Origin of the sequence: Sphingomonas sp. BK235 (assembly GCF_004345855.1) — a bacterium.
GTDB lineage: Bacteria > Pseudomonadota > Alphaproteobacteria > Sphingomonadales > Sphingomonadaceae > Sphingomonas.
The window spans coordinates 631,076-643,661 of the sequence record NZ_SLXN01000003.1 but is presented as its reverse complement, the minus strand read 5'-3'; the positions used below and the strand labels follow the sequence as shown (position 1 = coordinate 643,661).

Annotated in this window: 9 protein-coding genes; 2 read left to right on the top strand and 7 right to left on the bottom strand. The window is 69.6% G+C overall.

What is annotated here, in order from left to right; all coding sequences use genetic code 11:
- Positions 1–133 precede the first annotated feature (133 nt).
- The 5 genes from EV292_RS11905 to EV292_RS22630 form a co-directional block, all read right to left on the bottom strand.
- Positions 134–1,393 (bottom strand): SGNH/GDSL hydrolase family protein, encoded by a 1,260-nt coding sequence (locus EV292_RS11905; RefSeq protein ID WP_132909391.1) that lies wholly within the window; start codon positions 1,391–1,393, stop codon positions 134–136.
- Between the two features lie 576 nt (positions 1,394–1,969).
- The gene (locus tag EV292_RS11900) at positions 1,970–3,598 is read right to left on the bottom strand and encodes a DUF5597 domain-containing protein (RefSeq protein ID WP_132909390.1); all 1,629 of its coding nucleotides are present in this window, start codon (positions 3,596–3,598) and stop codon (positions 1,970–1,972) included.
- Positions 3,599–3,600: 2 nt separating this feature from the next.
- A complete protein-coding gene (locus EV292_RS11895) occupies positions 3,601–4,917 on the bottom strand; it encodes an MFS transporter (protein ID WP_132909389.1) in 1,317 nt (438 codons plus the stop codon).
- A 292-nt stretch (positions 4,918–5,209) separates the two neighbouring features.
- Positions 5,210–6,421 (bottom strand): D-mannonate dehydratase ManD, encoded by a 1,212-nt coding sequence (gene manD, locus EV292_RS11890; RefSeq protein ID WP_132909388.1) that lies wholly within the window; start codon positions 6,419–6,421, stop codon positions 5,210–5,212.
- 16 nt (positions 6,422–6,437) lie between these two features.
- Positions 6,438–6,614, bottom strand: a complete 177-nt coding sequence (locus EV292_RS22630) for a hypothetical protein (protein ID WP_165927085.1) — start codon at positions 6,612–6,614, stop codon at positions 6,438–6,440.
- A gap of 126 nt (positions 6,615–6,740) precedes the next feature.
- Between EV292_RS22630 and EV292_RS11885 the strand changes: the two genes are divergently transcribed.
- Together EV292_RS11885 and EV292_RS11880 are read left to right on the top strand one after the other, a co-directional pair.
- Complete coding sequence (locus tag EV292_RS11885; protein WP_243693732.1) at positions 6,741–8,840, top strand: alpha-glucuronidase family glycosyl hydrolase; 2,100 nt, start codon at positions 6,741–6,743, stop codon at positions 8,838–8,840.
- Positions 8,841–8,898: 58 nt separating this feature from the next.
- Positions 8,899–9,993 (top strand): LacI family DNA-binding transcriptional regulator, encoded by a 1,095-nt coding sequence (locus EV292_RS11880; RefSeq protein ID WP_132909387.1) that lies wholly within the window; start codon positions 8,899–8,901, stop codon positions 9,991–9,993.
- A 277-nt stretch (positions 9,994–10,270) separates the two neighbouring features.
- On the opposite strand, the gene EV292_RS11875 is transcribed toward EV292_RS11880, so the two are convergent.
- Complete coding sequence (locus EV292_RS11875) at positions 10,271–11,683, bottom strand: sugar porter family MFS transporter (protein WP_132909453.1); 1,413 nt, start codon at positions 11,681–11,683, stop codon at positions 10,271–10,273.
- A 42-nt stretch (positions 11,684–11,725) separates the two neighbouring features.
- Positions 11,726–12,586, bottom strand: a complete 861-nt coding sequence (locus EV292_RS11870) for an SMP-30/gluconolactonase/LRE family protein (protein ID WP_132909386.1) — start codon at positions 12,584–12,586, stop codon at positions 11,726–11,728.

The following is a 12,586-nucleotide window of genomic DNA, read 5'->3' as shown; positions in this document are numbered from 1 at the left end:
TACAGCGCGGTCATGTCGATGTTCGCGGGATTGTCGAACCACGCCCGGCTGCGCAGCGCCGGCGGTGTTGTGCTCTCAGTCATCGCTCGCTCCGGTCCATATAGTCAGACAAATAACAGCATTGCTCTGGTCGTCAACGGCGTAGCGCGGCGAGCGGCATCGCCTCACCGATCGCGCGATAGCCCCCCACATTGGGATGAAGCCCGTCGCCGCTATCGTAGCGCGCGGCGAGATAGGCCGGCCGCGCCGGATCGCGCAGCAGCCGGTCGAGGTCGATCACGCCGTCGACATGGCCGGGCGCGCGGATCCAGTCGTTGATCGCGCGGCGATCCGCCTCGGACTCGGCGCCGGGATGGTAATAAGCGCTCCCCGCGAAGGGGAGGATCGTCGCGGCATGGACGGTGATGCCATGCGCGTGTGCGCGCGCTACGATCTGCGCATAGGCACCGGTTACCCCCTCCACCAGCGCGCGATGCGCCGCCGCATCGGCGGGCGCGTCGCGGGTCAGCATGCCGATGTCGTTGACCCCCTCGAACAGGATGAGGTGGCGCACCCCCGCCTGGCCGAACACGTCGCGGTCGAGCCGTGCCAGGGCGCTCGGCCCGAGCCCGTCGCGCAGCACGCGATTGCCCCCGATCCCGGCGTTGAGCACCGCCGCACGCCCGCCGAGACGCCGCGCGAGCACGTCGGTCCAGCGCGTGTAGCTGTTGGGCTTGACGCCATAGCCGTCGGTGATCGAGTCGCCGAACGCCACCACGCCGCCCGGTGCGGCGCATCGCTCCACCTCGACGCCCGCGAGCAGGTACCAGCGGTCGACCGCGCGCGCGTCGGGCAGATCGGCCGCGCCGGTCCGGTCGCCGTGCGTCAGATAGGAGGTCGCGCGGCTGCCGGGATGCGCGGTCTGCCCATCGGGGGCGTCCGCGAGATGCAGCGACACGGCGAGATCGTCGAACGCCGCGACCGGGAGGGTGGTGGGATCGCTCACCCACTCGGCGCCCGCGGGGATGGTCACCGCCGCGCGCCCGGCGAAGCGCAAAGCGCGCAGGCTGGCGGGCCGGATCGCGCCGCCGGTGGGTGCCGCCGCTTGCGCGATGCTGGCGGCATCGATCACCAGCGGCGCGCGCCCGAAGGCATTGGAGAAACGCACCCGCACGCGCTGACCCGCGAGGCTGGGACGAACGATCTGGCGCAGCGTGGCGTCGCGCAAAGCCTCGGGCTCGAGCTGCGCGTCCGCGGCGGGGGCGAGCTGCGACGACGACCAGGCCGCCTGCCAGCTACAGGGCGCCGCGGTCGCCGGCGCAGCGGCGAGCAGCGCGGCGGCGGACGCGCATCGTGCGATCGACCGCGCATGATCCCGCGACCGCCGCGGTCGAGGACCACCAGCGTCGCGCATCGCGTGCCCAAGTTCCCGCGCGCGCAGGAGCACGGGCGGGCGAAGAGAGGAGAAGGGCACGGACGCCTCCAGAGAAAGGGGCCGACCTCGCGCAGGAGGCCGGCCCAGCCATCGGCACGTCTCGCAGGGAAAGGAAGGTGAGACGTGCCGAAACCGATCAGAAGCGGGCGCGCAGGCCGAACAGCACCTGCCGCCCCGGAAAGGGATGTTACCGGCGGCGGCGTCGTAGCCGACCGTCGCGACATGCAGGACGGACACGCATCCTCTCTCTCCTCATCATGATCTCGCCCGCTTTTGTGCGGCAGACCTTCGCGTTTCTGTTAGCGCTATCAGGCAAACAACTAAGCGTCGCGGGATAGATCGTCAAGCGCGCGCCGTCGGAGGTATGACCAATCGTAGCACGTTGAAGGCCCGGGATTAATTAGTGCTCGCGCGATCGGCGTGGTCATACCGCTTTACAAGCCCTATGCCGGATGATGCGATCGCTCGACATTCGATGACGTCGAGCTCAGGATCGGCGCCGAGATCGCCAGGTCATTTGACGCCGCGTCAACCACATTTCGCCCCCTGAGCTCCTCATTTATACCGATACAGCCGCACCTTCTGGATCTGCCACGCGCCGGGGGCGAGCCGGATGTGACGCCCCTGATGGGTCTGGTCGCCGTTGAGCACACGTCCGGCGACCCAGCGGGCGTCGGCATCGAACACGCCCTCCTCGGCGCGATCGATCCCGGCGAGCGGCAGGTCGCCCCCGCGCGGTGCGAAGGTCACCGTGATCCCTTGCCCCGCGACCAGATAGTCCTCCGGCCCGGTCTGGATGATCAACCCGCCATAGCCAGCGGTCTCGGGCGTGATCGCCGGCCGCTGGATGTCGGCGTAGGCGATGGTGAAGCGGTAATCCCCGATCACCCGCGTGTCGGGCGCATAATCGAGCGACTCGTCATAGGCCTGACGCGGCTTGAACCCGGCCATCCGATCCGTCCCCTGCGCGGCCAGGATGTGGGGGCGCAACTGGTCGAGCACCGCATAAGCGTCCTTGAGCCGGCCGGGTGCCTCGTCGATCGAGTCGATCGAGAAGGGGCCGAAGCCGATCGCGTCATGCTCGCCGATCGCGTAGAACGCGTTGGCCGGCACGATCGGGTTGTCGGCATTGTGCGCCTCGGGGATGAAGAGCGGATTGTCGGCGCGCTTGTAGCGGTCGACGATGCGGGTGAAGTTCGGGAAGTAGATGTCGGGCGCGAGCAAATCGATCGACGGCGCCCCCGCCTTCCACACGTCGATCAGATGCGGCAGCGGCCCGCCGCTCGGATATTCGCCCGGTATCCGCCCCGGCCGATTGAGCGCGACGTTGACGTACATCGGCAGCGCATAGGCGGCCTTGCCCGCGCGGGTCAGCGCGTCGGCGAAGCGCGCGTAATGCCAGGCGGCGAACACCTCTGCCCCCGCGTCGCCGGCGCCGAACAACTCCTCCCAATTGCCCTGCGTCCGCGCGCCGCGGTCGACCCACATGGCGCGCATCTCGGGCACCAGCGCATCGCGGTGCCGGACGAGATAGTCGACCAGCTCGCGCGGGACGGGCGCGTGGAAGGCGGCGTCGGCCGCAGGGCTATAGTCGCGCGCGACCGGCAGCATGCCGATCTCATTCTCCACCTGCGCCATCACCACGATATTGTCGCGCGCGTCGACCGCGGCGAGATGCGCCATCAGCGCGGCATAGGCCTTCTGGTCGGCGGCGAGCGTCTGCCCCCCGAAGGTGGAGAGGATCTCGACCGATTGCCCGTTGGGCAGCGCCGCGCGCGGGAAGCGCGCCTGGTCGCGCTTCACCCAGGATGGGACATAGGTCGACATCGAGTTCTTCCACGCGCCGAACCACAGGATCACCAGCTTGAGATCGTTGGCGCGCGCCGCCTTGAGCATCGAATCGACGCTCGACCAGTCGAACCGCCCCTCCTCCGGCTCGATCAGCTCCCACGAGACCGGCGCGAGCACGGTGTTGAGATGCATCGCGCGCAGCCGCGCCCAGTGCGGCGCCATATAGGCCGCCGACGATGCCGCCGAGTTGCTCAGCTCACCCGCGATCAGCAGCTGCGGCTCCCCCTTGACGACGAGTTGCATGGTGTCGCCCTTCTTCACCAGCCGCGGCGGCTCGGCATGGACGGGCGCGGCGGCGAGCGCGGCACTGGCGAGCAGAAGGGCGCGGCGCATGGTCACTCCGACAGGGTCACCGCGCGATAGCGCGGGTTGAGCAGGTGGAAGACGAGCAGCGCGACCAAATAGGCGACGCCGCACGCGACGAAGAAGGGTCCGTAGCTGCCGACCGTGTCGAGCAGCACCCCGAGCGACTTGGAGGCGATGAACCCGCCCACCGCACCCGCGAAGCCGCCCAGTCCGATCAACGTGCCCTGCGCATAGCGCGGGAACAGGTCACCCGGCAGCGCGAACAGGTTGGTGGAGAAGCCCTGATGCGCCGCGCAGGCGAGCCCGATCGCGAGCACCGCCCACCAGATGCTGCTCGCGTCCGCCGCGAACATGACCGGCAGCGCGAACAAGGCGCAGGCGAACATGGCACGCTTGCGCGCGCGGCCGGCCTCGACCCCGCGGCGCAACAGGTGCGACGAATACCAGCCGCCCGCGATCGCCCCGACATCGGCGAGGATGTAGATCGCCACCAGCGGCGGGCCGAAGCTCTTGAGGTCGTAGCCATATTGCTTGTTGAAGAAGTCGGGCAGCCAGAACAGGAAGGTCCACCAGACCGGGTCGATCAGGAAGCGACCCGCCATATAGGCCCAGGCCTCGCGCCGTCGCAGCACGGTGAGGAAGCCCGCGCGGCCGCTGTCGACCGCGGGCTCGGCCTCGATCCAGCCGCGCTCCTCGGCGGAGAGCCGCGGGTGATCGCCCGGCTTGTGGTAGAAGCGCCACCAGGCGAACAGCCAGACCAGGTTGAACAGCCCGGTGACGATGAACGCCCAGCGCCAGTCGAGCGCCAGCCCCGCCACCAGGAAGCCGACCAGCAGCGGGGTGACGATCGCGCCGACATTGGCGCCGGCGTTGAAGATGCCGATCGCGAGCGCGCGTTCCTTCTTGGGGAACCATTGCGACGCCGCGGCGAGCGCCGAGGGATAGGTGCCCGCCTCCCCGAAGGCGAGCGGGATGCGCGCGACGACGAATCCCGTGGTCGAGGTGACGAGCGTCTGCGCGAAATGGCCCACCGTCCAGCTGCCCATCGCGAGCAGATAGCCGAGCTTGGGGCCGAGCCGGTCGATCAGCCAGCCGAACAGCAGGAAGCCGATCCCGTAGAAGACCTGGAAATAGCCGGTGACGTCACCGTAGCCGGTGTTGGTCCAGCCGTAGAGCGCGGCGAGCTGCGGCTTGAGCACGCCCAGCACCAGACGGTCGATGTAGGACAGCACCACCGCGGCGAAGAGCAACGCGCAGATCAGCCAGCGCACCCGCCCGCGCGGCCGTGCCACCGCCCGCGCCGCGGTCTCGGGCGCCGCTTTGGCAGCCTCGGTGATGTCGCTCATGCCGAGGTTCCTTGTTCCGTCGTCACCCCGACGGACGCGCGGCTCCGGCCCGTCGCCAGAGCGACACGTCCGGCTCCTGCAGAACCATGGACCCTGGCCGCCGCGAGGCCTTTGCCAAACCTTCCGTCATCCCGGACTTGTTCCGGGATCCACCGTGCCGCAAACCAACGGCGCGCTGTTTTCGCCGTGACGTGGATCCCGGAACAGGTCCGCGATGACGGAAGATGAAGAGCGTCGCGCGACGTTCGCGAAGGTCCCGCGCTCGCCGGGATGACGGTCGAACGACGCACCCTCACCAGCTCCACAGCGTGCCGTCCTCGAGCCGGTTCACCGGCAGATAGGCACGCTTGTAATCGTAGCCCGCCGCCAGTTCCTCGTCGATGTCGACGCCCAGCCCCGGCGCCTCGCCCGGATGCATGCGGCCATCCTCGAAGCGATAGGCGTGCGGGAAGACCGCGTCGGTCTCGGCGGTGTGCGGCATATGCTCCTGAACGCCGAAGTTCGGCACCGACAGGCCGAAGTGCAGCGCCGCCGCCATCGTCACCGGCGACAGATCGGTGGCGCCGTGGCACCCGGTGCGCACCTGATACAGATCGGCCAGCGCGGCGATGCGGCGCAGGTGCGTGATGCCGCCGGCGTGGACGATCGTGGCGCGGACATAATCGATCAACTGCTGCTCGATCAGCGTCTTGCAGTCCCAGATCGAGTTGAACACCTCACCCACCGCGATCGGCGTGGTGGTGTGCTGCCGGATCAGGCGGAAGCCTTCCTGCTGCTCGGCGGGGGTCGGGTCCTCGATCCAGAAGGGACGGTAAGGCTCGAGATCGCGCCCGAGCCGCCCCGCCTCGATCGGGGTCAGGCGGTGATGCACGTCGTGGAGCAGATGGATGTCCGGCCCCAACGCCTCGCGCGCCGCGGCGAACAGGTCGGGGACGACGCGCAGGTAACGCTCGGTCGACCAGACCGATTCGCTCGGCAGGTCGGCGTCGGCGGGTTCGTAGCGTTGCCCCGGCTTGGCGACACCATAAGTGGAGGCCAGCCCGGGGACGCCGCATTGCAGCCGGATCGCGCGATAGCCCTGGTCGCGATGCGCCAGCGCGGTGGCGATCGTGTCCTCGATCGTGGTGCCGTTGGCGTGGCAATAGACGAGGCAGGCCTCGCGGCTCGCGCCACCGAGCAGCTGATAGAGCGGCAGGCCCGCGATCTTGCCCTTGATATCCCACAACGCCACGTCGACCGCGGCGATCGCGCTCATCGTCACCGGACCGCGCCGCCAATAGGCGCCCTTGTACAGGAACTGCCACAGATCCTCGATGCGGTGCGCGTCGCGACCGATCAGACAGGGGATGACATGATCGGTCAGATAGCTCGCCACCGCCAGCTCGCGCCCGTTGAGCGTCGCGTCACCCACGCCGGTGGTGCCGTCGTCGCAGCTGATCTTGAGCGTGACGAAGTTACGCCCCGGTGAGGTGATGATGACGCGGGCGTCGACGATCTTGGGCATAAGCGGGGGCGGCTCCTCAGGCGGTCGCTCGGGCAACGACCGGCAGGACGGTATCGGAGAAGCGCGTGCGCGCGTCGAGGGGCAGCCGGGTCGCGGTGGTGGGAAGTGCGACGCCGGGTGCCCCGCTCATGCGGCACCGACCGGCAGAGGCGCGCGGCCCATGAGGGTGGATCGTGGCGGGATCGTCGATCACGCGGGTCTCTCTCCTGTGCCGCGCCGCCGTCGTCTGGTCGCGACGGCTTGCCTATTCGGCTGATAGCGGTAACATGGTCGAGACAAGGCGGCGATGTCAATGCCGTATGACGACATGGAGAGGCACATGACAGGCCACGGCAGGTGGAGGGGAACGATCGCCGCGACGCTGGCGCTCGTCATGGCCGCGGCGTCCCCGGCGCGCGCCGACGACGGTTACCGGCTGTGGCTGCGCGGCGAAGCGCCGGTCGGTCCGAGCGCGCGGGTCACCGTGCGCGACGAGACCGCGACGCTCCGCCTCGCCGCGGAGGAGCTGACCCGCTCGCTCCCCGCCGGCATCGCCGACGTCACGCTCGCGCTGGCGGCGGACCCGCAAGTGGCGGCGCTTCGCCTCCCCACCGCATCGCTCGGGGACGAAGGCTATCTGATCCGTCGCGTCCGGCTCGGCCAGCGCGAGACATTGCTCGTCACCGGCAACAGCGACCGCGGCGTGCTCTACGGCAGCTTCGCCCTGCTGCGCCAGCTCGCGACCGGGGCGGACGCCACCCGGCTCGCGCTCGCCTCCAGCCCGCGCGTCAAATTGCGCGTGCTCAACCATTGGGACAATCTCGATGGCAGCGTCGAGCGCGGTTACGCCGGCCAGTCGCTGTGGGACTGGTGGACGCTGCCCGACTTCAAGGACCCGCGCTACACCGACTATGCCCGCGCCAACGCCTCGCTCGGGATCAACGGCACCGTCCTCAACAACGTCAACGCCAAGGCCGACAGCCTGACGCCGCGCTACATCGCCAAGGCGGCCGCGCTCGCCGACGTGTTCCGCCCCTGGGGGATCAAGGTCTATCTGTCGGCGCGCTTCTCCGCGCCGATCGAGCTGGGCGGTCTCAAGACCGCGGACCCGCGCGACCCCGCGGTCGCGGCATGGTGGAAGACCAAGGCGGACGAGATCTACCGCGCCGTCCCGGATTTCGGCGGCTTCCTGGTCAAGGCCAACAGCGAGGGCCAGCCCGGACCGCGCGACTATGGCGCGACCCATGCCGATGGCGCCAACATGCTCGCCGCCGCGGTGCGCCCGCATGGCGGGATCGTGATGTGGCGCGCCTTCGTCTACGCCGACACCGATCCGGAGGACCGCGCCAAACAGGCCTATAGCGAGTTCAAGCCGCTCGACGGCACGTTCGCCGACAATGTGCTGGTGCAGGTGAAGAACGGCGCGATCGACTTCCAGCCGCGCGAGCCTTTCCATCCGCTGTTCGGCGCGATGCCCAAGACGCCGCTGCTGATGGAATTCCAGATCACCAAGGAATATCTCGGTTTCGCGACCCACCTCGCCTATCTGGGCCCGCTCTTCACCGAGACGCTCGCCGCGCGTACCGGGCGCGGTGCCGAGACGGTCGCCGACGTGGTCGACGGCGCGGCCGAGCATCACGCGCTCAGCGGCATGGCGGGGGTCGCCAATATCGGACGCGACCGCGACTGGTCGGGCTCTACCTTCAACCAGGCCAATTGGTACGCCTTCGGCCGGCTCGCCTGGGATCCCACGCTCGGCGCCGAGCCGGTCGCGCGCGAATGGGCGCAACAGACGTTCGGCACCGACCCGGGCGTCGTCGATCCCGTGGTGCGGATGATGATGGCCTCGCGCGAGGCGGTGGTCGATTACACCGGCGCGCTGGGGCTCGCGCACGTCATGGCGACGGGGCATCATTACGGACCGGGGCCGTGGGTGAGCGACCTCAAGCGGCCCGAATGGAACCCGGTCTATTACCACCGCGCCGACCGCGGCGGCATCGGCTTCGACCGGACGCGCTCGGGCAGCGACGCGGTCGCGCAATATGCGCCCGCGCTGGCGAAGCGGCTCGCCGATCCCGCCACCACGCCGGAGCGCGAGCTCCTGTGGTTCCATCATGTCGGCTGGGATCGCCGCATGGCCTCGGGCAAGACCCTATGGGAGGAGCTGGTGGCGCATTACGACCGCGGCGTGGCCGCGGTCGGGACGATGCGCGCGAGCTGGGACGCGCTGCGCGACCGCGTCGACGCCGAGCGGTGGGGCAAGACCGCGACCTATCTGGCGATCCAGCAGCGCGAGGCACGATGGTGGCGTGACGCGAGCCTGGCCTATTGGATGTCGGTCAACGGCCGCGCCCTGCCCGCCGGGGTCGCCGCGCCCGCGCACGATCTCGCCTGGTACAAGGCGCAACTTTTCCCGCACGCCCCCGGCCATCCCGAATGACGGCGCCTCTTGCGGCGGTGGTGGTCGCCGCCGTAACGTTCGTGGCGAAAGGATTTTCATGAAGGAAAGCCGCGGCTCGCGTCGTCAGCGCAACGCCCCCACGATCAGCGACGTCGCGCAGCATGCGGGGGTGTCGCCGATGACGGTGAGCCGGGTCATCAACGCCGAGAGCAACGTCCGTCCCGAGACGCGGCGCCGGGTGCAGGAGGCGATCGCCGCGCTCCATTACGCGCCCTCCGCGGCGGCGCGGACGCTGGCGGGCGGCGAGGAATTCCGCCTCGGCGTGCTCCACACCAACACCAGCCTGTTCTATTTCAGCGAGTTCCTGGTCGGATGCCTCGATCAGGGCAGCCGCCAGAACTGCACCATCGTGATCGAGAAATGCGAGGAAGGCACCGAGCTGGCCGCGATCGAGCATCTGCTGCGCGGCCGCGTTGACGGTGTGCTGCTGCCGCCCCCGCTCGGCGATTCACCGGTCGCGCTGGAGGCGCTGCGCGCGCGCGACGTGCCCGTGGTGGCGGTGTCGACCGGGCGCGCGCCGGAATGGGCGCTGTCGGTCAGCATCGACGATCGCCGCGCCGCTTATGAGATGACACGCCACCTCGGCGCGCTCGGCCATCGCCGCATCGGCTTCATCACCGGCGCGGCCAACCAGACCGCCAGCGCCGAGCGGCTCGCGGGGTATCGCGACGCGCTCGCCGACATGGCGCTCGCGGCGGACGAGTCGCTGGTGGCGGAGGGATGGTTCACCTATCGCTCGGGGCTCGACGCCGCGGAGCAGTTGCTCGAACTGGCGGAGGCGCCGAGCGCGATCTTCGCCGCCAATGACGACATGGCGGCCGCGACGGTGGCGGTCGCACATCGACGTGGGTTCGACGTGCCCGGCGACCTCACCGTGGTAGGCTTCGACGATTCGGCGCTGGCGACGACGATCTGGCCCGAGCTGACGACGATCCGCCAGCCGGTGAGCGATATGGCACGCACCGCGGTCGACCTGCTGGCGCGCGAGATCCGCGCGCGCAAGACCAGCGACACCGGGCTCGACCATCCGCATCTGCTGGCGGACTATCAGTTGATCCGGCGCCAATCCGACGCGGCGCCGCGGCGCCGGCCCAATGCGGCGCCCCGCCGCGCGCAGGCGGGGGCCGCCTAGGCGACCGAGGCGTTAGCCCTGTGCTGCCACGGCTCCGGCGTCGCTGAACCGAACCTCGACCTCCTCCTCCCGTCATCCCGGACGTGTTCCAGGATCCACTGTTCCGCAGGCTCAAGGCTGGGGGACGCGCGGTACGGTGGATTCCGGAACACGTCCGGGATGACGGGAGGCGCCGGGCGACGTCACATCCTATGACGACGGCCGGCCGCCTTCGCAGGCGACCGGCCGCTGTCACCGAGACACCGACCCCGCCCGCGAACGGGCGGGGCCGCCTCGCTCATCCCACCATGTCCTCGAGCTCGCGCCCGCGGGTCTCATGCACCATCGCGCGCACGAAGAAGAACGAGATCGCCGCGAAGATCGCATAGCCCGTATAGGTCACCGCCAGGCCGGGTGACACCGCCAGCGCCGGGAAGCTCACCGAGATCGCGGCATTGGCGATCCACTGCGCGAAGCCCGACACCGCCAGGCCCGAGCCGCGGATCTGGTTGGGGAACATCTCGCCCAGCATCACCCACATTACCGGGCCCCAGCTGGCGTTGAAGAAGATCACGTACAGATTGGCCGCCACCAGCGCGATCACGCCGTTGTTGCCGGGCAGGCTCACCGCGCCCGCCGCGTCGGTCACCGCGGTGGAGAAGGCCCAGGCGACCACCGCCAGCGTCACCGCCATGCCGGCCGAGCCGACCAGCAGCAGCGGCTTGCGCCCGATCTTGTCGACGGTGACGATCGTGAACAGGCACGCGCCGATCGACAGCACGCCAGACAGGATGTTGGTCTGCAGCGCGTAATCCTCGGAGAAGCCGACCGCCTCCCACAAGGTCGCGCCGTAATAGAAGACGACGTTGATGCCGACGAGCTGCTGGAACACCGCCAGCCCGATCCCGGCCCAGACGATCGGGCGGATCTTGCCCGAGCCGCGATCGATCAGGTCGGAGAGCTTGGGGCGATGATGGTCGCCGGCGAGGCTGGCGCGGATCTCGCCGACCTTGCGGTCGGCCTCGGCGCGGCCGAACAGCCGGGTGAGCACGGCGTGCGCGCGATCCTCGTGCCCCTTGGCGACGAGGTAGCGCGGGCTCTCCGGGATGATCAGCAGCGCGAGCAGATAGACAAGGGCGGGGATCGCCTGGAGCCAGAACATCCAGCGCCACGCCGCGAAGCCGAACCAGAAGTCGGCGGTGGACCCGCCGGCGTAGCGCGCCAGCGCGAAGTTCGCGACGAACGCGCCGGTCAGGCCGGTGATGATCATCACCTGCTGCACGCTCGACAGCCGGCCACGTACCGCCGCCGGCGTCACCTCGGAGATGTAGACCGGCGAGATCACGCTCGCCGCGCCGACGCCCAGCCCGCCGATGATGCGCGCGAAGATGAACAGCGCCGAGCTCGAGGCCGCGCCGGCGAGCAGCGCGCTGACCAGGAACAGCGCCGCCGACAGCATCATCACGCTGCGCCGCCCGATCCGGTCCGCCAGCCGCCCGGCGCTGAACGCGCCGATCGACGAGCCGATCAGGATCGCGCCGACATTGACGCCGATCCCCAGTTTGCCGAGATCGAACGCGCTCTCCAGCCCCTTCTGGGTGCCGTTGATCACGCCCGAATCATAGCCGAACATGAAGCCGCCGATCGTCGCCACCGCGACGATGGCGGCGATGAAGCCCATGTTGACGCTCGCTGCGTCGCCCTCATCCAAAGCCGTAGCCATCCTCACCCGCTCCCACTCTCTATCGTTGCTTCATACCTCGGCGTCGGTCACCGCGACGCCGGCCACCCCCGGCTCGAACGCGAACAGGTCACCCGCGAGCGGCTGTGCGGCGAGCGCCGCCGCGTCGAGCCCCTTGCGCGCGGTGGTCGCATAAGCGGTGCGCAACCCGTCGCCGCCGAAGGCGATCTTGGTCACGTTCGCGACCGGGAAGCGCACCGTCGTCATCAGCGCGCCCATCGCATCGTAGCGACGCACACCCCAACCACCGAACAGACCGACCCAGAGGCCTCCCTCGGCGTCGAGCACCGAGCCGTCGGGATAGCCCGCGCCGTCCTCGATCGTGACGTGGCGTTCGGGCGTGCCGAGCGTGCCGTCGTCGTGCAGCGCCACGCGCCAGATCGTCTTGCCCAACGTGTCGGTGTGGTAGAGCGTCGTCGCGTCGGCGCTGATCGCGGGGCCGTTGGTGATCACCACCGGGGCCAGCCCGCTGTCCGCGCAATGACCGTCGCCATGGCGATAGAGCCGCCCGGTCGCCGCGGCCTCGTCGTCGTCCATGCTGCCGAACCACAGCCGCCCGCGCGAGTCGGGCGCGGCGTCGTTGAGCCGGTTGCCGGGACGATGCGGCTCGGGATCGTGGAACGGCGTGAACGCGCCGGTGGCCGGATCGAAGCGGTGCAGACCGGTCTTGACCCCCGCGATCAGGTCGCCGCGCGTGCTCGGCAAGACCCAGCCGATCTGGTCGGGCGCGGTCCAGCGATCATGCGCGCCGCTGGCGGGATCGAAGCGGTGGACATGATGTCGCTTGATGTCGACGAACCACAGCCGCCCGCGCGCCCAGACCGGCCCCTCGCCGAGCGTGGCGCCGACCGACAGGACCGAGCGCACCTCCAT

Excerpts from the sequence above, each read along its gene's own strand:
- EV292_RS11905 (WP_132909391.1), bottom strand. The coding sequence starts at position 1,393 with ATGCGCGACGCTGGTGGTCCTCGACCGCGGCGGTCGCGGGATCATGCG.
- EV292_RS11900 (WP_132909390.1), bottom strand. The coding sequence starts at position 3,598 with ATGCGCCGCGCCCTTCTGCTCGCCAGTGCCGCGCTCGCCGCCGCGCCC.
- EV292_RS11895 (WP_132909389.1), bottom strand. The coding sequence starts at position 4,917 with ATGAGCGACATCACCGAGGCTGCCAAAGCGGCGCCCGAGACCGCGGCG.
- manD (WP_132909388.1), bottom strand. The coding sequence starts at position 6,421 with ATGCCCAAGATCGTCGACGCCCGCGTCATCATCACCTCACCGGGGCGT.
- EV292_RS11885 (WP_243693732.1), top strand. The coding sequence starts at position 6,741 with ATGACAGGCCACGGCAGGTGGAGGGGAACGATCGCCGCGACGCTGGCG.
- EV292_RS11880 (WP_132909387.1), top strand. The coding sequence starts at position 8,899 with ATGAAGGAAAGCCGCGGCTCGCGTCGTCAGCGCAACGCCCCCACGATC.
- EV292_RS11870 (WP_132909386.1), bottom strand. The coding sequence starts at position 12,586 with ATGGAGGTGCGCTCGGTCCTGTCGGTCGGCGCCACGCTCGGCGAGGGG.